This is a genomic window from uncultured Fluviicola sp. (genome assembly GCF_902168135.1).
GTDB lineage: Bacteria > Bacteroidota > Bacteroidia > Flavobacteriales_D > Crocinitomicaceae > Fluviicola.
The window spans coordinates 1-24,905 of sequence record NZ_CABHOL010000031.1; the positions used below are offsets into that span (position 1 = coordinate 1).

Annotated in this window: 20 protein-coding genes and 1 pseudogene; 16 read left to right on the forward strand and 5 right to left on the reverse strand. The window is 41.5% G+C overall.

Features of this window, described 5'->3' with window-relative positions:
• The first annotated feature begins 111 nt into the window (after positions 1 to 111).
• The 7 genes from QZT69_RS11850 (at position 112) to QZT69_RS11880 (ending at position 6,440) form a co-directional block, all read left to right on the forward strand.
• The gene (locus tag QZT69_RS11850) at positions 112 to 318 is read left to right on the forward strand and encodes a hypothetical protein (RefSeq protein ID WP_294674364.1); all 207 of its coding nucleotides are present in this window, start codon (positions 112 to 114) and stop codon (positions 316 to 318) included.
• Between the two features lie 99 nt (positions 319 to 417).
• Positions 418 to 2,616 (forward strand): histidine kinase, encoded by a 2,199-nt coding sequence (locus tag QZT69_RS11855; protein ID WP_294674366.1) that lies wholly within the window; start codon positions 418 to 420, stop codon positions 2,614 to 2,616.
• 114 nt (positions 2,617 to 2,730) lie between these two features.
• Positions 2,731 to 3,480 (forward strand): LytTR family DNA-binding domain-containing protein, encoded by a 750-nt coding sequence (locus QZT69_RS11860; RefSeq protein WP_294674368.1) that lies wholly within the window; start codon positions 2,731 to 2,733, stop codon positions 3,478 to 3,480.
• Positions 3,481 to 3,935: 455 nt separating this feature from the next.
• Entirely contained in the window at positions 3,936 to 4,223 is a 288-nt protein-coding gene (locus QZT69_RS11865) for a hypothetical protein (protein ID WP_294674370.1), read from the forward strand.
• Between the two features lie 4 nt (positions 4,224 to 4,227).
• Positions 4,228 to 4,584, forward strand: a complete 357-nt coding sequence (locus tag QZT69_RS11870) for a hypothetical protein (protein WP_294674372.1) — start codon at positions 4,228 to 4,230, stop codon at positions 4,582 to 4,584.
• A gap of 57 nt (positions 4,585 to 4,641) precedes the next feature.
• Positions 4,642 to 4,815, forward strand: coding sequence for a hypothetical protein (locus tag QZT69_RS11875; RefSeq protein WP_294674374.1), 174 nt, complete (start codon positions 4,642 to 4,644; stop codon positions 4,813 to 4,815).
• 44 nt (positions 4,816 to 4,859) lie between these two features.
• Positions 4,860 to 6,440: an OmpA family protein gene (locus QZT69_RS11880; protein WP_294674375.1), complete on the forward strand. Its 1,581-nt coding sequence runs from the start codon at positions 4,860 to 4,862 to the stop codon at positions 6,438 to 6,440.
• A gap of 9 nt (positions 6,441 to 6,449) precedes the next feature.
• On the opposite strand, the pseudogene QZT69_RS11885 reads toward QZT69_RS11880, so the two are convergent.
• The 3 genes and pseudogenes from QZT69_RS11885 to QZT69_RS11895 all read right to left on the reverse strand — a co-directional run bounded on the left by QZT69_RS11885 (position 6,450) and on the right by QZT69_RS11895 (position 10,196).
• Positions 6,450 to 7,277, reverse strand: a pseudogene (locus QZT69_RS11885) (KilA-N domain-containing protein).
• A gap of 162 nt (positions 7,278 to 7,439) precedes the next feature.
• A complete protein-coding gene (gene lepA, locus QZT69_RS11890; protein WP_294674377.1) occupies positions 7,440 to 9,236 on the reverse strand; it encodes a translation elongation factor 4 in 1,797 nt (598 codons plus the stop codon).
• Positions 9,237 to 9,323: 87 nt separating this feature from the next.
• Positions 9,324 to 10,196, reverse strand: coding sequence for a bestrophin family protein (locus QZT69_RS11895; RefSeq protein WP_294674379.1), 873 nt, complete (start codon positions 10,194 to 10,196; stop codon positions 9,324 to 9,326).
• Between the two features lie 187 nt (positions 10,197 to 10,383).
• Here QZT69_RS11895 and QZT69_RS11900 point away from each other — a divergent pair, with 187 nt between their 5' ends.
• From QZT69_RS11900 to QZT69_RS11920, 5 genes are all read left to right on the forward strand, one after another.
• Entirely contained in the window at positions 10,384 to 11,379 is a 996-nt protein-coding gene (locus QZT69_RS11900) for a Wzz/FepE/Etk N-terminal domain-containing protein (protein ID WP_294674382.1), read from the forward strand.
• A gap of 29 nt (positions 11,380 to 11,408) precedes the next feature.
• Positions 11,409 to 12,824: an O-antigen ligase family protein gene (locus tag QZT69_RS11905; RefSeq protein WP_294674384.1), complete on the forward strand. Its 1,416-nt coding sequence runs from the start codon at positions 11,409 to 11,411 to the stop codon at positions 12,822 to 12,824.
• A gap of 6 nt (positions 12,825 to 12,830) precedes the next feature.
• Positions 12,831 to 13,418 (forward strand): riboflavin synthase, encoded by a 588-nt coding sequence (locus QZT69_RS11910; protein ID WP_294674386.1) that lies wholly within the window; start codon positions 12,831 to 12,833, stop codon positions 13,416 to 13,418.
• A 160-nt stretch (positions 13,419 to 13,578) separates the two neighbouring features.
• Positions 13,579 to 16,563, forward strand: a complete 2,985-nt coding sequence (locus tag QZT69_RS11915; RefSeq protein ID WP_294674387.1) for a MopE-related protein — start codon at positions 13,579 to 13,581, stop codon at positions 16,561 to 16,563.
• 125 nt (positions 16,564 to 16,688) lie between these two features.
• Positions 16,689 to 17,531, forward strand: a complete 843-nt coding sequence (locus QZT69_RS11920) for a hypothetical protein (RefSeq protein ID WP_294674388.1) — start codon at positions 16,689 to 16,691, stop codon at positions 17,529 to 17,531.
• 12 nt (positions 17,532 to 17,543) lie between these two features.
• Here QZT69_RS11920 and QZT69_RS11925 read toward each other — a convergent pair whose 3' ends face one another.
• The gene (locus QZT69_RS11925) at positions 17,544 to 18,182 is read right to left on the reverse strand and encodes a response regulator transcription factor (RefSeq protein ID WP_294674390.1); all 639 of its coding nucleotides are present in this window, start codon (positions 18,180 to 18,182) and stop codon (positions 17,544 to 17,546) included.
• A gap of 5 nt (positions 18,183 to 18,187) precedes the next feature.
• The gene (locus QZT69_RS11930; RefSeq protein ID WP_294674393.1) at positions 18,188 to 20,098 is read right to left on the reverse strand and encodes a sensor histidine kinase; all 1,911 of its coding nucleotides are present in this window, start codon (positions 20,096 to 20,098) and stop codon (positions 18,188 to 18,190) included.
• 153 nt (positions 20,099 to 20,251) lie between these two features.
• Between QZT69_RS11930 and QZT69_RS11935 the strand changes: the two genes are divergently transcribed.
• The 4 genes from QZT69_RS11935 (at position 20,252) to QZT69_RS11950 (ending at position 24,857) form a co-directional block, all read left to right on the forward strand.
• Positions 20,252 to 21,601 (forward strand): T9SS type A sorting domain-containing protein, encoded by a 1,350-nt coding sequence (locus tag QZT69_RS11935; RefSeq protein WP_294674395.1) that lies wholly within the window; start codon positions 20,252 to 20,254, stop codon positions 21,599 to 21,601.
• A gap of 171 nt (positions 21,602 to 21,772) precedes the next feature.
• Positions 21,773 to 22,099 (forward strand): DUF4286 family protein, encoded by a 327-nt coding sequence (locus tag QZT69_RS11940; protein WP_294674398.1) that lies wholly within the window; start codon positions 21,773 to 21,775, stop codon positions 22,097 to 22,099.
• Complete coding sequence (gene rsmA / locus QZT69_RS11945) at positions 22,089 to 22,874, forward strand: 16S rRNA (adenine(1518)-N(6)/adenine(1519)-N(6))-dimethyltransferase RsmA (RefSeq protein WP_294674399.1); 786 nt, start codon at positions 22,089 to 22,091, stop codon at positions 22,872 to 22,874. The genes QZT69_RS11940 and rsmA overlap by 11 nt, the downstream gene beginning before the upstream one ends.
• Before the next feature lie 225 nt (positions 22,875 to 23,099).
• A complete protein-coding gene (locus tag QZT69_RS11950) occupies positions 23,100 to 24,857 on the forward strand; it encodes an ABC transporter ATP-binding protein (RefSeq protein ID WP_294674401.1) in 1,758 nt (585 codons plus the stop codon).
• Positions 24,858 to 24,905 lie beyond the last annotated feature (48 nt).

Below are 24,905 nucleotides of genomic sequence, written 5' to 3' on the forward strand. Positions count from 1 at the left end.
GATACCAAAATAGAGCTAGTTACCGCCATTCACACATTTTTATCCGCATGAAAAAAGAATGCAGTGTAACCATTTCATTTTTTGTTGTTATATTGCTTAAAATCAAAGCTTATGATTCTCCGTATTTTCCCCGCAGTTTTAGCAGCTGGTTTCCTTTTAGGAGCTGCAGGTTCAGTAAGTGCTGCTGAACAAGTATCCGGTCAAAGCAAGTCCGCATTAGATATGAAGGCTTCTTCACCGGACAAGAAAAAAGATTTCAAACCCAGAAAACACAAAAAGAAGTCGAAACGCAGAAAGCCTCATTGCGACGCTTATTGATAACAGCAAAATAAAGATAGTGAATGAATGAGAGGTTCTTTTTTGTGATCAGATCACAGAAGAGAACCTTTTCTATTTGAAAAAAGCTATTTTTAGTCCATGTTTCGCTTCACTCTTCCCTTGCTGGTCCTGTTTGTTTGTCTTTTTGGTTTCTCAAAAAAGACCCTTGCAGGCAATGGAGATGAAGCAAGTTACCGGAAAGCTTACCTGAATGAGAAAAACGGTACCAAGAAATTCTGGCGCCAGGTAGCACTGGGGAAATTCTACCAATTGAACAATGTCCAGAAGGCAGATTCCATCCGTTATTCCATTATTGATGCCAGCCGAACAGAGTCCGACTCAGCCAAACTACAAGCCCTGATCTTTGATCTCCGCGTGGAGGCATTGCTAGGGAATAAAACCGCTTATTATGCCAAAATCCTTCAGCTGCAGCCTTATTTGTCGCGTACGGATTCCAAGCTGAACCAGGTTCACATTTTTCATTTACTGGCGGAATATCACATTGCTTTCCGGGAATTCGAACAGGCAGACATCTATTTAACAGAAGCTTTGCGCTTTTCGAAACGTGTAAGAAGTTATGCCCTGATAGCAGAAACGAACCGCTTGTTTGCGAAATTGAACATGGAGCAAAACAAACGGAATGCATCCCTGGAATTTGCAGAAACGTCGATCCAGTATGCGCGCCGTTCTACCGATAAATCCCTGATGGCTAAATGCGTGAATATGCAGTCGGCGATCTACAATTTCTTCGGACAGGTGGAATTGTCCGTTTCCAAAAATTTCATTGCACTCCAACTGGCAAAACAAGCGAATGATTATCCGCAAATTGCCCAGTACCAAAGAGAAATTGGGGAATCCCAATACCAGATATTCAATTACGACAATGCCAACAATTTCTTCATGCAGTCGCGTGAAACCGCTATCAAGATCCAGGATTTTCGACTAGTTGGACTGGCAGACACGGACATTGGCCTGGTGAAACTGGCTAAAAAAGACTACGAAGGAGCCATTAACGACCTCAAACGGGTGGTCAAAACACTTGAAGATTACAACGACCAGGATGGATTGGGCATGGCGCATAAATACCTGGGAAATGCATTTAACGAACAGAATAAGTACGAAGAAGCATTGCGTTATTACAACATGGCTTTGGTCTACTTCGAATCTGCATCAAACCGGTCCGAAATTGCTTCGGTTTACCACCTGGTGGGAACCGTTTTTGCCGAACAGGGAAAGTATAAGAATGCACTGAATTACCTGAACCGCTCTATTAACATCCGCTCACAATACGGTTATATCGGGGGGATTTATCCTTCCTATAAAGAGATCGCCGATGTTTATAAGAAAACCGGTAATATGAAACTGGCTTACGAATACCTGGACATGTACTCCGATTATTCGGACAGTGCACGTATTGTCGAAGTCAGTGCCAAGATCGCCGAATTGTCGGAATTGTACCGTTCCGAACAACGCGAACGTTTGATTGCCATCCAGGCGGATTCCATCGAATTGCAGCGAAAGGAAAAAGAAAATACCGAATTGAGGAACATTTTCCAGATGTATATCATCATCGGGTTTATTATTTTGCTGGCATTGGGAGCATTTATTATTTACAACCGCTGGAAACAGCGAAACATCCGGCAATTGCAGCGCGAAGCGGAAATGAACCAAACTTTGCTCCGTTCACAGATGAATCCGCATTTTGTCTTTAATGCGATGTCCGTAATCCAGAGCTATATCTATGAAAATGATACCAAGAACTCCACAAAATTCCTGATCAATTTCTCCAAACTGATGCGTCTGATCCTCGAAAATTCTTCCAAGGAGTTTATTCCTTTGACAACGGAAATTGATATTTTGAACAAATACCTGGAGACACAAAAATTACGTTTTGGCGACCGTTTCGAGTACGAAGTAAGCGTGAACCAGCAGCTGTTGGATGAAGAAACCGTAATTCCCCCGATGATCACACAGCCCTTTATCGAAAACGCGATCGAACATGGTCAGCTCCATACCGTTGAAGGAGGATTTATCCATGTGCGTTTCACCAAAGACGAAGAAATGCTCCATGTAATGATCGAGGATAACGGGATCGGCCGGAAAGGATCTGCGAACAACAAGAAAAGTGCCCAACATAAAAGTATGGCCATGAAGATCACGCAGGACCGTATCAATAACCTGAGTTATAAATACAAAATCCTTGGTCGCATGGAAATAGCCGATTACGATAAAGAAAAAGAAACCGGAACACTGGTGAATATTTATCTCCCTTATCGAAACGAAGGAACAAACGGATAATTAAAAAGCGAAAAAATTGAATTACCGAGTGATCCGAAGTTGATAATAAACTCCCTTACAGAACGTTTAATACGTTATAATGCTTATCTTTCGGCACAAATCTTTCAACAACCCATGAAAAAAGTACTAATCATTGATGACGAGCAGCGAACACGTGAATTAATTGCTAAAATGATCGAATCATTTGAACTGGATATACAAACATTTCCGGTCGGTGAGAACGTGCAGTCAGGGTTAGCTGCCATCCGGGAAATCAACCCGGATTTAGTTTTTCTGGACATCCAAATGCCTGATGGTACCGGATTCGATTTGTTGAAAGCTGTACCGGAAAAAAACTTTGAAGTCATTTTCATCACCGCCCATGAGGAGTTTGCTATTAAAGCAATTAAATTCTCTGCTTTGGATTATATACTAAAACCTGTTGATCCGGAGGAATTGAAGGGGGCGCTGGAACGTGCACTGGAATCTATGAAAGAAGCAGATACCAAACAGGACCCTCAATTTGAAGCTTTGCAGAACAATATCCAGCCCAACCAGAAACGCAGATTGGTACTAAAAACACAGGAAAGCGTTCACGTAGTGGATTTGGATCACATTATCCGTTGTGAGGCGGACCGGAATTACACTTCTTTCTTTCTCACCGAAGGGAAGAAAATTTTGGTTTCCAGAACACTGAAAGATTACGAGACTCTATTGTCGGGGCATAACTTTTTACGTGTTCAGCAATCGCATTTGATCAACCTGAATTTTGTAGACCGTTACGATAAAGGGAACGGTGGAGCTGTGGTTATGAAAGACGGATCGGAAGTTCCTTTATCCCCTGCAAAACGCGATATTTTCTTCCAGATTTTAGAAAGCTTGTAAAGCCTGTTAAATTAGTTCTTACAAATATTCATTCAAATACGGTGTTTATTCATTCTACGAATGCTATTCAATTCACATAGTTATCTTAGAAGAGGAAATAAGGAGAATGGAATCAGGTTGTTTTCTATGTTAGGTTGAAGTTAAAACGGAAAAACACTGCAATGGAGAGGCAGTTTTTTCATTTTCTAGTTTTATTGAAGAGTATACAGTTCTATCTCCGTCAAAGACTTGACCGATTTAAAAACTTAGAAACAACCTGATTTTCATTAAAGTTGATTGTTCACACGCAACATACAAACTAAAACACTACTAAACGGATTAGAGACTCATGTATTCATGGGTCTTTTTTATTGAAAAGTATTAAACATTTCGTCGTTTAAATGTTTTTTTTTAAGTTTAGTCGAAAACTCAGTTTTCAATTCATCAATTCATTTAATTTTGCCCAAAATATGGAAATGGACACAACTAATTTTGTTCAAATTGAAAAAGAAGACGTAGCAGGTCTGCATTTTCCGAAAGAAGAAGTTTTGGAAGATACGGATTTGATTGCCATTCGTAAAGCGGATGTGAATCGTGCAATTTCTCTTGGGAATTTGGAACATTATAAAGTAAAGATTTACTTTGCAGACGATAGCGGGGAAAAGGTTGTTCATACAACTATCTGGGCAGTAACAGATGTTGCAATCGTTTTAAAACAACACGTTCTTATCCCAACACATCGTATCATCAAACTAGAAATATAATAGCATGTCGAAAAAAAAGTCAATCATTAGCTATGATAAGCTGAATATCGATCAGAAGAAACAATTATTAATCGCATTCCCGGATGGATTTTCCGGAAGCACTACAAAAATGACTAACCCGATCACAGGTGAAGTGTTCGATTCATTGTTGTGGGAAACAGAAGAGATTATTTACCTGGTGAAACTTCCGAAGGTGACATTGAAATCTCCGTCTGTTGATGATGACGATGAGGAGGATTTCGAAGATGACTTCGATTCGGCTGATGCAAAAGGAGATGAGGATGATGTTGCTGATGACGATGATGACGATGATGATTATGGCGATGCTCCGGAAGAAGCAGATGATGAAGACGAAGACTAAAGTCTATTAAAAATATATGCCCCGGTTCCGTAACTACGGGATCGGGGTTTTTATATTATGGAAAAAGAACAAGTAACAGCAGCAGGTTCCAAAAAGCTAACAGATGAGGAAAAAGCACTTAAGCGAAAGAAATGGCTTAAACGTGCCGGGGCAGCGGGTTTCTTATTCTTCCTTATCAAAGGGCTGGTTTGGATAGCCATTGCCTTGTTCGCATGGAAAGGCTGCAGTTAGGTTTACCTTTTTAATTCCGGAACATTCATTAAAAAACACCGCACATGTTCCGTTACATCTCTCTTGCGATTATCTTGTTATGCTGCATTTCCGGCATCCATTCCCAGGATTCGACATCCGTTTATTTTAAAACCGGAAGCCACAAAATATCTGCACATTCTCAAAAAGTACTGGAAGGTTTATTCACAAACCTGGATTATACCGATCTCATTGAAATAAAATTCATCGGCTATTCGGATAGTACCGGGAATTTTGAGTCAAACCAAAGACTTTCGGAAAGAAGGGCAAAAGCTGTTTCAAAAACTATAAAACCCTATTTGAAATCCGGGATTTCGATCATTACGGAGTCAAAAGGAGAATTACCGAGGAAAGTTGACAGTCTGAGCCGAAGGGTTGATCTTCTTTTCCGATATAGTACTGTTCCGGAAGCCTATGAGAAAGATACGATAGTTATACAGCCGGAAGATCCCAGGTGTTTTTTCATTGATCAGCACTTTGAAGCTTACAGCAATGCTAAGATCAAGGTGAACAAAAAGAAAAAGGTTGTCTATCTCCAGGTAATCGATTATCCGGAGTTTACCTCCCGCAACTATTATTTCGTCAAAAATCCTGCTCAAAAGCATGCAGTTGCCCAACGGGTGAAATTTAAACTGGAAACTACAGGAATGTTGTGGTGGCGCGAAAAGCGATATACGGCAACAGTTCCCAAAGACAGCTACGACAAATTCGGCCTGTTTTACTTCGAAAACCCGCCATGTGACGGATGCAGGGAACAATTGTTCAAAAAGGACACGAATATTTTCTCCGGTATGAGTATCCGGGATAATCAGTTCATCATGAGCGTCACACAACTCAAGGCTAAGTTCTTTCGTCCGAATATCCTTCAAATTCGAATCCCCAAAGAATTCAGGGAGGAGAACGAGCCCTATTATGCGATCAAATACCTGTGGGATAACACCACCAAAACAGAGAAACTCCAGTGGGAAACGAAAAGAGGAAAAAGAAAAGCCAATTATTTCTACTCAAAGGTCAGGATTAAAAATGTGAGGTCTGTTTCCATCGCAAATCCGCAGCGGATTTCTTATTGTCCGGGTAAAGGTGGAAACCCGGGACTTGTCGGAGGAATATTCTGTGGTTTTCATAGCCGGAGTATTGGTTTTCCGGGAGAATTCTCTTTTAACCCGGGACTCCACGCGTTTTACCACAATGATACTGCAACAGCATTTATCTCTGTGGGCCTGGTCTATGAATTGAAACAGCACGAACTGGCGGTAAATGTTGGACTCAATCACCGTTTAGGATTGGTTTATTCGGCACATTACCATTTCAACTTTTTGGATTTCGGTACGATGACAAACCGGATGCTGGACCCCTGGCAGAAATTGGGGAGCAGTAAATTTACGACACAAATCAAAGCATATTTCGGGCCGGAATTTCGATCCAGTTACACTAAGAAATACCGATCTTTTTCCGAAGTGAATCTGCACCTTGGTTTTTCAGTAGCGTGGAGAAACCGATTGAATTATTACATCCAGGGAGGAATTGCCCGTGATTTATCGAGTAGGATAAATACCGGATTCTATCCTTATGTGCAGGCAGGAATTCGATTGAGATTTGGTCTGTGAAAGCGAAAATCATTCACTTAGTTTCTTTACATGTTGATTTTCCAATAATGATTTCATTTGAGTAATGGCAATTTTATTCAACTGAACCAGTCTTTCATTTTGAGGAATTGTTTGAGCAATAAGCATCGCATTGATACTTTCAAGGTTGGATAGAACAACTAGTTGCTGAATAGTAGCACAATCTCTGATATTTCCTTTTTCTGCAGGATTTGAATCCCGCCATTGTTTAGCTGTCATCCCGAATAGAGCCATATTCAATACATCTGCTTCGGAAGCATACACTAAAGAAGTTTGATTCTTTTCCAGTTCTTGGGGAACGAGATTTTCCTTAATGGCATCCGTATGAATTTTGTAGTTGACTTTTGCCAGCGTTCGTTGAAAATTCCATTCGATTTGAAGACGATTGCTTTCTTCTTCTTTTAAACGCTGGAATTCTTTAATAATGTAGAGTTTAAACTCAATTGAGATCCAGGATGCAAATTCAAAAGCGATGTCTTTGTGTGCAAATGTTCCACCATAAAGACCTTATTTGGATATGATACCAATGGCGTTTGTGGATTCGATCCATCGTTTTGGCGTCAGTACAAAACTATTTAACCCGGCTTGTTTTTTAAACCCGTCGAATTCGACGGGTTTAAAAAGGGGATTATATATTTGCTCCCAAAAACCAAGAAGTTCAATGGTATTGCGGTTGCGCAACCAGTTTTTAATAATGTCATCAGTATTACCTGAATCTTTATGGCGCGCAATATCCGTTAATGAGATATATTCTTCTTCTGCATAACCTTTAGAGATGGAAATCAGTGTTCCCTGCACTTCAATTTTTTGATTTTTCATTGTTTGATGTACTAATAGTAAATAGTTTCGTTATGGTGGAAATACCTAATGAAAGTTGTTCTTCTCAGATTGGAAAATAAAAACTTTCTATTCTTTAATATAAGAAAAAAAAGCATTCAACCGGAGTCAAATGCTTTCAATTATTTTGTTGTTTATGATTTTCTAATCGTTCAATTTCAATACCGCCATGAATGCTTCTTGTGGAACTTCTACCTTCCCTACCTGGCGCATGCGTTTCTTACCTTCTTTCTGTTTTTCCAATAATTTACGCTTACGGGAGATATCACCACCGTAACATTTTGCAGTTACATCCTTACGCAAAGCTTTAATGGTTTCACGTGCAATGATCTTTGCACCGATAGCTGCCTGGATCGGAATTTCGAACTGTTGTCTTGGGATCAGTTCTTTCAGTTTCACACAGATCTTTTTTCCAAGATCGTATGCATTACTGCGGTGAACCAATGCCGAAAGTGCATCCAGCTGCTCTCCGTTCAACAACATGTCCATGCGGATCAAATCAGATTCCTTGTATCCGATCGGATGGTAATCGAAAGATGCATATCCACGGGATACGGACTTCAAACGGTCGTAGAAATCAAATACGATTTCTGCCAACGGCATTTCGAATGTCAATTCCACACGATCCTGAGTCAAATAGACCTGGTTTCTCAATTCCCCGCGCTTTTCAATACACAAAGTCATGATCTGGCCGATGTATTCGCTTTTTGTGATCACCTGTGCTTTGATATATGGTTCTTCAATGCGGTCAATCGTAGACGGGTCAGGCAATTCTGACGGGTTGTTTACGGTAAAGCGGTCGTCCGGATTTTTGGTCGTATAACAATAGTAAGATACGTTTGGTACCGTTGTAATTACCGTCATGTTGAACTCGCGTTCCAAACGTTCCTGGATGATTTCCATGTGAAGCATTCCAAGGAATCCACAACGGAACCCGAAACCAAGTGCAGCAGATGATTCCGGTTCAAAAACCAGGGAAGAATCGTTCAACTGCAGTTTCTCCATGGAGTAACGCAATTCTTCGTATTCATCTGTTTCTACCGGGTAAATTCCGGCAAATACCATTGGTTTTACATCCTCAAACCCTTTGATAGCTTCTGTAGTCGGATTGTTTGCCAACGTGATTGTATCTCCGACCTTTACCTCTTTGGCAGTCTTAATTCCGGAAATAATATAACCAACATCCCCTGCACGAACTTCGTTTTTAGGACTTAAGTCCATTTTCAGGATACCAACTTCGTCGGCATTGTAATCTTTTCCGGTATTTAAGAAACGTACTTTATCTCCTTTTTTAATTACCCCGTTCTTTACACGGTAGTAAGCAATAATTCCACGGAAAGAGTTGAATACCGAGTCAAAGATCATAGCCTGAAGCGGTGCGTTTTCTGTTCCTTTAGGAGCCGGAATACGTTCGATAACTGCTCTTAAAATATTTTCAACACCCAAACCTGTTTTCCCGGATGCTGGAATTACATCGCCTGGATCACAGCCAATCAATTCTACGATCTGATCGGTGACTTCTTCCGGATTTGCACTTGGAAGATCCATTTTATTCAGGATCGGGATGATTTCCAGGTCGTGCTCCAATGCTAAATATAAATTAGAGATTGTTTGAGCTTCAATTCCTTGTGTAGCATCTACGATTAATAGTGCTCCTTCGCATGCCGCAATGGAACGGGAAACTTCGTAAGAGAAATCCACATGTCCCGGGGTGTCGATCAGGTTCAGCACGTATTCCTGCCCTTCAAACTTGTAATTCATTTGAATGGCATGCGATTTAATGGTAATACCGCGTTCACGTTCGAGGTCCATATCGTCGAGCGCCTGCGCCTGCATTTCCCGATCAGAAATAGTCCCTGTTGTTTGCAGCAAACGATCTGCTAAGGTACTCTTACCATGGTCGATGTGCGCGATAATACAAAAATTGCGGATATGCTTCATGGCGCAAAGATAATGCTTTTTTTTTCAGATTTTATGCGGAGAAATTATAGTGGGAAAGCGATGTATGACATCTCTCAGATGTGTTAATCAGGGTTTATCCAAAATCGTCTTTACAATTCCCTGGATGCGCTCTGCCATTTCATCTGTCGGAAGGTCATTGTCGTCTGTTCCGAAAGGATCTTCGATTTCTTCCGCCAGGATCTCGATACTTACCAATACGTAGAAAATAAAAGTAGCAATGATCGACGACCAATACCCAAAGTTTACAACAAAAGCAAACGGCAGCGTAACCACATAAGTAAAAATGAACTTTTTAAAGAACATCGAATATGAGTAAGGAATCGGAGTGTTCTTGATACGTTCGCAAGCGCCCACACAGTCCAAAAATCCGTTCAGGTTTCGGTCCAAGCGTAGCAGATCTTCTTCTGAAATAGTTCCCGCTTTTTTCAGGTCGTTCAGACGCTTGTACATCAGTTCTACAATCCCGGAAGGAATGTGGTCGAGTTTTTCCAGAAATATGCGTTCTTCGGGTGTGATATCCAGCAGGTCGTAATTGGTTCCTTCACGCAAATGTTCTTTAATGCACAAAGCAAAATTACCAATGTGTCTTCCAAAAAAATGATTGTCTTCCGGAGACAATTCCATAGCGGTTAATTTGACGGCGAAATTGCGTGAATCATTGACTAAAGCCCCCCAATTTTTGCGCCCTTCCCACCAACGGTCATATGCGCTATTCGTTCTAAAAACCAAAAGAAGCGACAATACAAATCCCAGGATGGAGTAAACCGAGAACAATTTCTCCAGGACTACCGCATCTGAAAAAAAGTGGATCTCGAAAAAGGCAATCCCCATCGTGAAGATAAAAATGAAGATCAATTCTTTCCAAAGAATGGAAAGGGTGTCACTTTTAGTTAAGTGGAATATTAATGCCAGCCAGCTTTTCGGATTGTACTTTATCATAATTCAGTCAGTAACAAAAGTAATTCAATTTTAGATGCCGGATAATTTTCAAATAAAAAACACGTTAATCTGACACAATCCGTAAACCCCGAAGAAGGCCTGAACGGATTTTTTTTATCGTTTAGTTACCAGAATTTGGCTATTGCCTAATTTGGGATAAATTTGCAACACTTAATTGAAACTGGATATGGAAGAAAGCAGCAAGGTAATGCAGGAACAACGAATGAACCTCTTTGTTACATTATGGGCTAAGCGTAAAATATTGATCATTGTTACTTCAGCCGGATTGGTAGTTTCTACCGTTGTCGCTTTCCTGATGACACCTTTATATCGTTCTACTGCTATTGTATTCCCGGCGGCAACCAGTACCGTATCTTTTTCCGAACAGCGAAATGCAAAAGCTTCATCCATGGACTTTGGTGAAGAAGAACAGGCAGAACAATTGATCCAGATCCTTCAGTCGTCGAAAGTGCGTGACAAAGTGGTCGAGAAATTCGATCTGATGAAACATTACGATATTGATGAGTCGGACGCGAACAAGCACTACAAATTGGTAAAGGAATACAACAGTCATATCTTGTTCGTACGCACCCGTTACGGTTCGATCCAAATTGATGTGCTGGATAAGGACGCGCAATTGGCTGCTGATATGGCAAACGAAATTGTGGATCTGATTGATACTGTTAAGAATGAGATGGTCATGGAACGTACAGTTCCGGCTTTTGAAATCAACAAACGGAAGAAAGAGCAATTGGAAAGAGATAAAGAAGCTGTTTTGGACCAATTGGATTCGTTAGCATCTTTGGGTGTTGTTCCGCTGGAAGGTCGTGCAAATTTATTCCAGGCTTATGTAGAAGCGAAAAATCCGGCGGATAAAGCAGATTTCAAAAGACGTATCGATATCAACCTGGAATTTGGAGCGGTATTCGACGGATTGGAATATGTGCGTAACGAAAAGATCATGAAACTGGCAGATTTCGCTCTATCATATGAGCAGGCTGAATCTGATGCAAATACCCAATTCAATCATAAATTTATCGTTGAGCGGGCAGTGAAAGCCGATAAAAAAGATAAGCCGAAACGTTTGATCATTATGCTGCTGGCAACCTTCGGAACATTCGTTTTCATGGTGTTTGCTTTGTTGATCCAGGATAAGATCAGAGAAATCCGCAAGCTGGCATAATAGTGGCTTTTTTACGGGAAAATAGTGTCATGTTGATCCTCGGACTGCTTTTTGTTAGTCTGCTGGGTTATGGATTTTGGTTCGATAACGAATACATTCCACTGATCCCTTATGCCCTGATCGTTCTTTTCGTCGCATTATTCTATACGGAATATACCTTCTTCTTTATCTTGGCGGCCACACCCCTGTCCATTAACATTGAAGAATACACCGACAGTTTTGGTTTGTTTGTACCCACGGAACCGTTGCTTTTCGGAACGATGCTCCTTTTATTGATCCAAAACCTGAAGTACCGGGTTTTCCCGATTTATTTAAGGAATTCGGCCATAGTCTGGGCGGTCGTTTTCTACCTGGTTTGGGTTTTCTTTACTTCCATTACCAGTGAAAATACGGTTACTTCATTAAAGTTCCTTTTGGCGAGACTCTGGTTTATTGTACCGGTGCTGTTTTATGGCAGTTCGATATTCTACGAACCGAAAAAAATCCGCTGGTTCCTGTGGTTATTCCTTTCAGCCATGATCGTTGCGATCACCTACACGATTTTGGTTCACGCATCGTATCGTTTCGGGGAAAAGGAAAGTCACTGGGTTATGTGGCCGTTCTTCAAAGATCACACCATTTACGGTGCTTTGGTGGCTCTGGTGGTTCCATTGATCTTCTCTTTTTACTTTTCACGCAAACACAGCCCTTTACTACAATTCATCCTGATCGGCTTCATGGTCATTTCCCTGTTAGGACTTTATTTCAGTTATACCCGGGCAGCCTGGTTGAGTGTCTTTTTGGGATTAGTGATCTGGATGCTGATCCGTTTCAAAGTGAAATTCTCCTGGATAGCGGGAATAACAATAGTCGTAGGAATCTACATCTGGGCTTCCTGGGATGCAATCCAGCAGGACCTTGCGCGAAATAAATACGAACATACCACCGAAGAATTCAGTGAACGCCTGCAAAGTGCAACGAACGTGACCACAGATGCGTCCAACCTGGAGCGGATCAATCGCTGGAACTGCGCCATCGACATGTTTAAAGAACGCCCTTGGGTGGGGTTTGGTCCGGGAATGTACTCCTTCGAGTATGCCCGTTTCCAGCGTCCGGAGAACCTGACGATCATTTCCACCAACTTCGGGAACATGGGAAATGCACACAGTGAGTATTTGGGGCCTTTGGCTGAAATGGGCTGGATCGGAATGCTGAGCATGCTGGCAATTGTGGCGGCTATCTTTTACGAAGGTATTACACTTTACAATGACTGGCCGTCAGAAGACCGTGAAATCAAAACCCTGTTAATGGGCTTCATCATTTCCTTGTCGACCTATTTTATCCACGGATTCCTGAATAATTTTTTAGATACCGACAAGGCAGCTGTTCCCATTTGGGCAATGTGTGCTATCTTTATAGCCTTAAGAGCACGTCTAACTCAGATGCAGCGCTCATTATCAAAGTAATTCCGCATGTTTACAGGTATTATCGAAACCCTTGGAACCATTGTTGCGATTGAAAAAGATCAAAGCAATGTTCATTTTACAGTAAAATCAACGATCACCCACGAATTAAAAATAGACCAAAGCGTAGCCCACAACGGCTGCTGTCTGACAGTCGTTAAGATCGACGGAGATTCATACGTGGTAACAGCCATTCAGGAAACCTTGGACAAAACCAACCTGGGTGACTGGGAAGTGGGATCGAAAGTAAACCTGGAGCGCTGTATGATGCTAGGTGCACGCCTTGACGGTCACATTGTTCAGGGACATGTGGACACCACCGCGACCTGTGTTTCCATCGATGATTTGAACGGAAGCTGGAAATATACCTTCAAATACGACTTTGACCAACCCACCGTTGCAAAAGGATCCATTACCGTAAACGGGGTAAGTTTAACCGTTGTGGATTCCGAAAAAGGATTGTTCTCCGTGCACATCATTCCATATACGTATGAGCATACCAATTTTCATGCATTTAAAGTAGGCTCCAAAATCAACCTGGAATTCGATATTATTGGCAAATATGTGGCCCGATTGATGGAGCAGCAAAAAGCTTAATGATTTAATAACACCCGGGTTTAAATCGATTTAGTTTTTTGTAACTATCTGAAAATCAAAAGATAATTTTTTTACTAAAATTTATCTTTCGTGTTTCGAATCAGAAAAATTTTAGGAACATACCCCCCTCTTTTCATACCTTTGGGAAAAATTTCAAAAAATGAAAAGACTTTTACTAATACCTATTTTATTGTTCAGCAGTTTAGGATTTTCCCAAATTGTAGATCAATTTAATTATTCAACCACACTGGATGCCAATGGCTGGTCGATTCACAGTGGAACATCAGGACCTATTAGTGTATTAACATCAGCAAGTGATAATGGCTCTAGTTTGTCCTATCCCGGGTTGGAAACCTCTACAGGTAATCGTGCAACCCTGGTAAGTGGAAATGCACAGGACTACAACAAAGCTGTAACCGGAATTTCCGGAACCGGGTATTTCTCATTTTTGCTAAAAGTTTCCAATACCACAGGGCTATCTACTACAGGCGAGTATTTTACTGGGTTTAGCACTACTTCTGGAACTTCCGGCGTGAACGTTTTCGGACCGAGAGTTTTTGTTAAAACAGGATCGATTGCAGGAACATTTAACCTTGGTGTACAAAACTATACCGGAGGTACACCAACCCAAACATATACAACGGATTATCCTGTTGGAACAACCGTTTTGGTAGTTGTAAAATTAAATACGACAACGTCCCCTTATACTGCAGATTTATTTATAAATCCCGTACCCGGTGCAGCTGAACCTGCACCTACAGTTACGAATAATTCAGGAACTCAGACAACATTTACAGGTTTTGGAGCTGTCTTTTTCAGACAAGCTGGAAATACTACATCAGGAACCGGTAACCTGGAAATCGATGAAATTCGTGCCGGATCAACCTGGGCTGATGTAACTCCGGCAGGAACAGGTTGTACTAACACTTTTGCAACAATTACTCCGCCGGCACAGTGTGGTGGAACATACACAGTACCGTCCGGAGATGAAACTTATTCTGTTTCCGGAGTTTACAACGACACTATTCCAAATGCAGGGGGGTGTGACAGTATTTTGACAATCAACTTAACAATTAATAATAATACAACTGCTACCATTTCGGAGGTTGCATGCGGATCTTATACCGTTCCTTCCGGAGATGAAATATATACCGTTGCAGGAACTTATACGGATACTATTCCGAATGCGGCAATGTGTGACAGTATCATTACGATCAACCTGACTTTCACAGCTTCTATTACCTATTACCTGGATTCTGACAATGATGGATTCGGAAATGCTGCTGTTTCACAGTCAGGATGTGCGCCAATCGCGGGATATGTTACAAACGACGATGATTGTGACGACACAAACAATGCAATTACAACCGGATCAACATTCTATGCCGATACCGATAATGATGGGCTAGGAGATCCGGCGGTTTCACAAGTTGCTTGTTCTGCACCAACAAACTACGTTTCAAACGCTAACGACTGTGATGATACGGACAATGCGATTGGAGCAGCACAAACTTACTACCAGGATCTGGATGGAGACACTTACGGGAACCCTGCGGTTTCTCAGGTTGCATGTACAGCTCCTGCAAACTATGTATTGGACAATACAGATTGTAATGATAATGCTGCTTCTGTTAATCCGGGGGCGACTGAAATTCCGAACAACGGAATTGATGAGGACTGTAACGGTTCTGATTTGAATACTATCGGTGCTGTTTTGGCAACTTACGAATTCCAGGGTAATACGTGTGCCGTTCCGGTTGATACTGCATCTAATGCTCCGGCAAATGTTTCATTTGGGTTGTATGGTGCTGCAGGATCAATTAATTGCGCCGCTGCAAGTAATGTGTTTAATTATAACGGGTTCAATACGACTTCAACTGTTGATCTAACGCAGTATTTTAACTTTACAGTTACACCGGACGACTGTTACGGACTGGATCTTAACCGCATTATTTTTACACACAAAACAAGTGGAACAGGATTGACTCCAATTGTACATTTACGTTCAAGTTTAGACAATTTTGCCAGTGATATTGCAACCAAGCAATTACCGAACGATTTGTACAAAACGGATACAATTGATTTAGGAGCTGCATTTGATAACATTACAGCTACAATTGAATTCAGATGGTACATTACCGAAATCGGGCAAACCGGATCTACTTACCGTCATGACAATGTGAAAGTGATCGGGAATATCAATACAATAACTCCTCAAACTTATTACGCAGATGCAGACGGCGACGGATTTGGTGATCCTGCGGTTTCTCAGACTGTATGTACTGCTCCAACAGGATATGTTCTTGACAACACAGACTGTAATGACGCGAATGATGAAGAATTCCCAGGTGCTGTTTGGTATGCGGATGTAGATAATGACGGATTGGGTGACGCAGGTTCTTCTCAGGTTGCTTGTCTTCAACCGGCAAACCACGTTTCCAATGACACAGATTGTAATGACAACGATAATCAGATCGGTGAAGAAGAAATGTATTACACAGATGCAGACGCTGACGGATTCGGTGATGCAGATGCTGTAGCAACAATTTCTTGTACTCCGGTTGCAGGATCGGTTACAAACAACGAAGATTGTGACGATTCAGACGACCAGGTGAATCCTTCTGCTACAGAAGTATGTGACGGAATTGACAACAACTGCGACGGAAATACGGACGAAGGATTAACGCAGGTTACTTACTACGAGGATGCAGATAACGATACGTATGGAGATCCTGCTTCTTCTGTAACGGATTGTGCGCAGCCAACAGGATACGTAACAAACGATGATGATTGTGACGATACAAATGCAGCAGCCTATCCGGGAGCAACAGAAATTGCCGGAAATGGAGTAGATGAGAACTGCGACGGAGTAGACGGATATTTAGGAATCGAGGAATCAATCCTTGCAAACTTAACTGTTTACCCGAATCCGGGAACCAGCTCAGTAGTATTGAACATGAACACTGGATGGAACGGGTTCCAGGTAGCTTTCGCAGGTGTTGACGGTAAAGAAATTGCGTTGACTTCTGTTCAGAAATCTGCAAACGAATTGGAATTCAATACCGATTCATTGGTTCCGGGAGTATACTTCATTCGCCTGACTTCTACAGAAGGAACTGCTTTGGTTCGCTGGGTGAAAAACTAAGAAAAACCACATTTTAAATAGAAAGCCGTTCCTTTTGGAGCGGCTTTTTTTGTCCCTCAAAATATGACAAATTTCATATTTCCCAAGAAATTTTCCGGATCTACTTTTGATGAAAATTGGAAAGTATGGGCAAGGTTTATTTTCTACTCATCGGTTTGTTTTTCTCAAACCAGGGAATGACACAAGGTTATTTTGAATCGCTTTCGGAAAATGCCGATTACCTGTATGTTGGTGCAGGTTTCCAAGCGACAACGTTGAAATCAGGATATTATTTATCCGGAACAGAGCAGGATGATGTAGCTTCCGGACTTTTCGGGCTCTTTGCATGGGAAGAATACGGAAATGAACGCCAGGGATGGCTGAAACTGGATTGCTCGCTTTTATTTGATGCGGTGCTTTCATCGGTAAGCAAATACAGAGGTCCAACTTTAAAACGCTATGAAAAAGAAACTGCCCCCAATTTGTACAAGGGACATTTGATAAATAATAAATTCATTCATGGTCAGGCTTCGTGGACATTTGGAAAATCCAACATCGGTCCGTTGGTTTCATTTGGGTGGGAAGGTGTCGGACTGGTAGAACAGCTAGGAAAGAAAGGAGGAAGTATTCAGGACGGCGTCGGTGAAGAAAATGCAGGATTAATTTCGATGGGAACAGGTCTTAATTGGATTCAACCGTTTTCATTTTTACCGGTTCATTCGAGATTGACAATCGGTTATGATTGGTTTTTAAATCGCAAGAACGAAAATAAGTTTTGGTTTGGTGGTGCTTCCCGCGGAAGACTATCCGTTGATTTTTCCATGGTACTGGCAAGAAGATTAACTGCAAGTCTGGGATTTGCCTACTTCAATTTTAAAAATGCCTACAAAGTTACAGGTGCGGATGTCAATGTGCCTGAAGATTTCTTTGTAGATTCAAGGCTAACTACCTTTAAATTGGGTTTGGCGTTTAATATTATGGCCCGCTAGTCACCGAGTCTTTTACCCCAGTTTTGATATCGCTTCAACACGATTGTTTACCTGCAGTTTATCGTAGATGTTTTCCAGATGCTTTCGAACTGTCTGTGGACTAATATGCAGTTTTTCTGCAATTTCCTTGTTTTGCAATCCTGTTTTAATTAACTCCAGAATTTCTTTCTCTCTTGCAGTCAATAATTCCAGAGAGGTTGAATGAACAGGTCTTGGAGCGGTTTTCACGTATTCCAATAACTTAAAAGCAACAGACGGAGACATAGAACTTCCACCCTGGATTACATCCAAAATACTCTTGTACAAGTCCTCCGATGAGATGTCTTTGAGCAAATAACCCGATGCTCCGGATAAGATCATATTGACCAGTTTTTCATCATCCGAAAAGGTTGTTAATGCCATGATCTTAGTTGCAGGGAATAGCTGTTTCACTCTTGAAGTTGCCTGGATTCCGTCCATTACCGGCATTTGGATATCCATCAAAACCAGGTCTATCAACTCCGGGAAATTTTCCAATTTTTGGATCAATACCTGGCCGTTTTCCGCGGTAAGGACTAATTCCAAATCTTCAAACCGATGTAATTTGGTTTCAATGAGCTGAAGTGCACGATGATTGTCCTCAGCCACGGCTATTTTAATCGTCGGATTCATGGTTTTCAAGTTACTTGAGTTAGTGGAATGGAAATCAAGATGCTCGTTCCTTTTCCATCCGATTGTTGAAAGGTGATCTCACCTCCAATGTTTTTCATGCGCTCTTTCATGTTGATCAATCCGAAACCAGGTGAGTCAGATTCCGTTATCCCGATTCCATCGTCTTCAATGGAGATACAGACCCGTTTTCCCTCGTAAGTGATTGTGATAAGAATTTCAGTACAGGAAGCGTGCTTCAATGCGTTATTAACACCCTCCTGGATCACACGAAACAACTCGGTTAGAATTCTTGCATGAATCACCGGATTGGAAGAGTCCTGAGAATAGGTTTGAATATGCACTTTGCGGAGATGTTTGAAATATTCCTTAAGTCGGATCACCCATTCTTCAAACGTGCTTTCTTCATGGTTCAAAAGCCAGACTGCCTTTCGAAGTTCCTGTATGGTCTCCTCCGTTAATTGCTTGATTTCAGATGCTTCATCGGGATTTTCTCTATTGGAAACAAGCTCTTTAAAGACCGTAAGATTCGCACCGATATTATCATGAAGTTCCCTCGAAATACGCTGACGGTCCTCCTGGATTTTCTCCTGAGCTTCCTGCCGCAAAACCTCTTCCTTTTGCTGACTTTCCAATTGCAGTTTTACCAACCGCAGCTGTCTGTTGCGAACGAAAAGAACGATGAAACCGATCAAAGATAAAAGTCCTAATGCTGCAATCCACAACCAGTTTCTCTGAGTATCAATATGCAAAGCCTGCATTTCCGTTTGGTTGCGCAGCAGTTTGATTTCCTGTTGCTTTTTTTCAAATTCGTAATCAGCAATGAGCATTTCTGCTGCCAGGTTGTTTCTACTGGCAATAACAGAATCCTTCAGCTGCTCAAATTTCTGGTTGTAATAAAAAGCAGAATCGTATTGGTTGAATTTTGCGAATGTTAAACTCAATTGCTCATAGGATTCATAGATTTGTTTCGTGTTACCGCTTTGATTTCCCAATGAAATGGCCGTTTTCAAAAAATCAATGCTTTTGTCTTTGTTGTTGCGTATGCGGAAAAGTTCACCTAAAAAGTTACAGGTATATCCCAACTCCCATTTTTCATCGATTTCTTTTCTCAGTTTCACAGATTCTTTAAAATAGAATTCAGCAGAATCAAGATTTTTCAGTTTTAAATGGATAACACCCAAATCATTGTATGCGTAAGCAATGGAATACGTAGAATTGAGAGATTGGGCCAACTGCAGGGATTTTCGTTGAAAATAGAAAGCGCTATCGTATTGCTTTAAGTTCTTGTAAGCAATTCCAAGATTGGTATAAGTCGATAAGAGTCCGTACTTATCATTGTTTTTCAGACGATATGTGAGCGCATTGAGAAAAGAATTCTTTGCCATGAGGTAATTTTGTTTGCTGCTCATGATTAATCCCAAATTACTGTATGTATTTGCAATCAAAACACCATTGTTGAGTGCCACAGCAATTTTCAGCGCTTTTTTACTTGTTTTGAGAGACAAATCATTGTTCCCGGATTTTTTATAAATCTCTGACAATATCTGCAAGGCAAAACAATAGCCCATTGTGTCTTTTTCTTTTTTAATTAAGGGTAGGCTTTTTTTGCAATAATAAAGATTACTCCTTGAGTTATTTAATAGATAATCCAGGGATTTGGCAAGGTAAGCTTTCCCATAAACATGATTTTTTGTCTTTGAGTACGCAATAAAATCGGATGACAATTCTTCCAACAGACTGGAATTGGAATAACTTATTTTGAAGAAAAGAATAAAAACGCTATCTGTTTTTGCTTTCAGCTCTATTTTCGCTGCCTTTAAACGATAGTATTCTTTTTCCCATTTTAACTCATCGGCAGTTAATCCCCAAAGTGATTTCGAGAAAACTAAAAACAGAAAGATGAGTCCGGTTCGCATGTACTTAAAATTACTCGATTTTATGCGAAGATAATTAAGACCTACTGATTAAAATAATGAGTGTAAGCTTATTGCTGTCAAAATACGACGATTGTCATATTGTGTTGCCTTCCGAAATTAAAGTGCTTTGTATCACTATTAAAGATCCATTTTATGAAAAGAATAATTACGTTTTCAGCGCTGGCATTCTTCAGTTTTCAGCAATTACAAGCTCAGGAAAACTACTTGTGGGCGACAGGCAGTACAGTTGGTTCTTACTACAATGCTGCTAATTATTATACCAATAACTATATGAATCCATGGCCTTACAGCAGAAGCTCCATGATTCCCATCGTTGTAGGGAATGAGGTTGCCTGGAGGAATATCGAGTCGAGCATTGCTTCTCAATTGCGATCCACCGGAGTGAAGACTGACGGAACCATTTGGTTTTGGACCAAAAATTCAGACCCGACTAAAAGTTCAGAACCCGTTCAATTCGGCACAGATACGGATTGGAAACAAGGAGCAATTGCCAATGCATCCGCTTATGGAGGATACCAGGGGTTGAAAAACAACGGAACCCTGTGGTACTGGTTAAACGCAGGCTCAACACCCGTGCAATGGGGAACTGATAGTGATTGGGATACGATCGTTGGCTGGACTGCTGATGTGATGGTCGCCATCAAAACCAACGGGACTCTTTGGAAACTGGAAACCGGGACAGATGGTCAGCCCGGGAGCATGACTCAATTCGGGACAGACACAGACTGGCTCACGGCGAAAGTAACTTCCAACGGCACATTTAGCTATGCAATCAAAACCAATGGCACACTTTGGAAATTCAATACAGCAACCGATCAGTTTGAACAAGATGGGACCGATACTGATTGGAAAGATATTACTGAAAACGGATCCATTGCTATCAAATCCAATGGTACCATTTGGGGAATTGGATTCAATAATGACGGACAATTGGGGTTAGGGAACACAAATACTGTCTATGAGTGGACTCAAATCGGAACGGATACAGATTGGAAACAGGTTTCGGCAAGAAATGCAACTACCTATGCATTAAAATCGGACAGCACACTTTGGGCCTGGGGAGATAATTCCGCATACCAATTGGCTAATGGGAACAATACCGATTTATATGTACCAACCCAGGTAGGACAAGATCATTCCTGGTTGTATGTTTCAGCAACAACCTTAGGAGCTTTTGCTTTAAGAACTTATGGATACGAGGGTCCCGGAAGTTCAACTGCAGGAATTAACCCATTGATTTCAGATGCTCTGATCATTTACCCGAATCCGGGAACCAGCTCAGTAGTATTGAACATGAACACTGGATGGAACGGGTTCCAGGTAGCTTTCGCAGGTGTTGACGGGAAAGAAATTGCGTTGACTTCTGTTCAGAAATCTGCAAACGAATTGGAATTCAATACCGATTCATTGGTTCCGGGAGTATACTTCATTCGCCTGACTTCTACAGAAGGAACTGCTTTGGTTCGCTGGGTGAAGAATTAAGAATATACAAATAGGATAAGAAGGGCTGTCTCAAAGGAGACGGCCCTTTTTCTTTTACCGCTAAGAATGGAAGAGCGCAAAGAGCATACTTTATAAACTTTGCGTTCTCTTTTTCTTTGCGGTTCAATTAATTTCGGCTTCTAATTCTCTGTTTTCCGTAATTTTGCATCAATGGAACACATTATTTATAACGTTACAGTAAGTCTTGATCCGGCCATTGAGCTGGATTGGGTCAATTGGATGCGTACGGAGCATATTCCTGCAGTAATGGCAACGGGCTGTTTTTTGGAAAGCCGCATGTCTAAAATGAACGAACAGGAAGAAGGCGTTTGTACCTATGCAATGACTTATGTAGCCTACAGCCGGGAACACCTGGAAGATTATCAAAAGAATCATGCTGCCGCTTTGCAGGTTGATCATAAAAGCAGGTATGAAGGACGTTTTGCGGCCTTCAGAAGCACTTTAAACGTTATTCAACACTTCCGGCATGAGCGTTAGAGCAAAAAAACATTTGGGACAGCACTTCCTGAAGGACAAAAATATCTGTAAGAAAATTGCTGACCAGTTTACACATCACCAGGGTGTGAAAACAGCCATTGAAATCGGCCCCGGAATGGGAGCCTTAACAGAATATCTCCTGCAGGACTCCGAAACGGATCTATACGTAATGGACCTGGATGAAGAGTCGGTTGATTACCTGAAAGTCCATTTTCCGCAGTTGAACGGAAAGATCACTTTCGGGGATTTCCTGAAGATGGACCCTAAGAGCATTGTTGGCGACAAACCATTTGCCGTATTGGGCAATTTCCCCTACAACATCTCTTCCCAGATCCTGTTCAAGTGCATCGACTTCAAAGATTCCATCCCGGAAATTATGGGAATGTTCCAAAAAGAAGTGGCAGAACGCGTAGCTGAGAAACCCGGAACAAAAACCTACGGTATTCTGAGTGTCCTGCTTCAGGCATATTACGATATCGAATACTGTTTTACGGTCGATGAACACGTATTTGATCCGCCGCCGAAAGTGAAATCAGGAGTGATTCGCTGTACGCGAAATAATCGGGATAAGCTGCCCTGCGACGAGAAATTGTTCAAACAGGTGGTGAAAATGTCCTTCAACCAACGCCGCAAAACAATCCGGAATTCCATTAAAGCACTGCTTCCCGAAAGCTATGAGGAAAATCCGATGCTTCAGCTGCGCCCGGAAAGATTGGGAGTGGAAGAATTCATTGAACTGACCAACTGGGTAGAAAAGTACCGGACGAACAGTTAAGAAAAGTCGCTTTTGAAAAGATTGCCTGCTGTTTTTCAAGCTGACTGATTCTGAGAACTATCCGGTCGCAAAACAGAAAGAAAACCCGGATTTTAATCATTCGGGTGTTCCGATTGTTTTTTAATTTTTATTACTTTTGCACCTCCTGTTGAAACAACAATTCAAACTCATTGATTTTATCAACTAACATTCATTCTTCAGGAAAAAACTTCATATTTATCGTACATGAAAATACTTGTATCCTATTTAAAACGTTACAAAGGACTTGTGTTCCTTTCCATGATACTAGCCAGTATCAACCAATCATTTTCACTTTTAGACCCTTACATTTTCGGGAAATTACTGGATAATTATGCCACGCGTCCCGACGATTATTCACAACAGGAATTCCTTTCGGGTGTTGCCGGACTGATCGGGCTGGCAATCGGTGCTGCCATGGTGAGCCGCATCGCAAAAGCATTCCAGGATTATACCGTGAACCTGACGATCCAAAAAGTGGGAGCTGATATTTACACCGACGGATTGAAGCATACCCTGCAAATTCCATTCAGTGAATTCGAAGACAAACGAAGCGGTGAAACTCTGAACGTGCTTCAAAAAGTACGCATTGACAACGAGCGTTTCATTATGAATTTCGTCAACATTTTGTTTACCTCTTTGGTAGGATTGGTCTTCGTGATCGTTTATGCACTAAGTGTTCATCCCGGATTGATTATCGTTTATTTGGGTTCTGCACTGCTGTTGAGCTATATTACCAATCAATTGTCCAAGCGCATTAAAAAAGTGCAGACCACCATTGTAAAAGAAACCAACCAATTGGCGGGAAGTACCACCGAAAGTTTGCGCAACATCGAACTGGTAAAAAGTTTGGGGTTGGCAAGCCAGGAAACAGAGCGCCTGAACGACACTACACGCAGAATTCTATCGCTGGAATTGAAAAAAGTGCGCCAGGTAAGAAGTATTTCCTTTATCCAGGGGACCTTTGTAAACTTTATGCGCCAGTCCATCATGTTCTTCCTGATGTACTTAATCTTTAAAGATACTTTGACAGTAGGTCAGATCATGACTTTGCAGTTCTATTCCTTCTTTATTTTCGGGCCTTTGCAGGAAGTTGGCAACGTGATCATTTCTTACCGTGAAGCCGAAGCTTCTTTGAACAACTTTGAGCAGATCATCAATACACCGATCGAAGTGAAACCGGAAGTTCCGGCGAAATTGAATGCTATCGAAAAACTGGCTTTCCAAAACGTTGGTTTCCGTCACAAAACAGCTTCATACGATGCCCTGAGCAGCATTTCCTTCGAAGTGAATAAAGGTGAAACGATTGCATTCGTGGGACCCAGCGGTTCCGGGAAAAGTACGCTCGTGAAATTATTAGTGGGACTTTACAGCGCTCCGACAGGTGATATTACTTATAACGGTGTCAGCAGTACCGAAATCGACAAAGAAGAATTGCAGCAGCAATTGGGGTTTGTAACCCAGGATACGCAGTTATTCTCAGGAACAATTAAGGAAAACCTGTTGTTCGTGAAACCGGATGCAACCGATGAAGAGATCAACGAGGCTTTGAGAAAAGCTTCTTGTGAAAACCTGATAGCCCGCAGTGAAAATGGTCTTGATACCGTGATCGGTGAAGGCGGGATGAAATTAAGCGGTGGTGAAAAACAGCGTTTATCGATTGCACGCGCACTGCTTCGCCAACCGCGACTAATGGTTTTCGACGAGGCAACATCGGCGTTGGATTCCATTACGGAAGAAGCTATTTCGAACACAATCCGCGAGATCACAGATAAAAAGGAACACATTACGGTTTTGATCGCTCACCGTTTATCGACCATCATGCATGCCGACCGCATTTTCGTGCTGGAAAAAGGGGTAATCATCGAAACGGGGAAACACAACGAATTGCTCGACGAAAAAGGCTTGTATTACGCCATGTGGCGACAACAGATTGGCGAACGCCGGGAGGTTGTTACAGAATAAAAAAGTTGGGCGTCTTGATTTAACAAAACGCCCTTTTTGTTCTCTGCA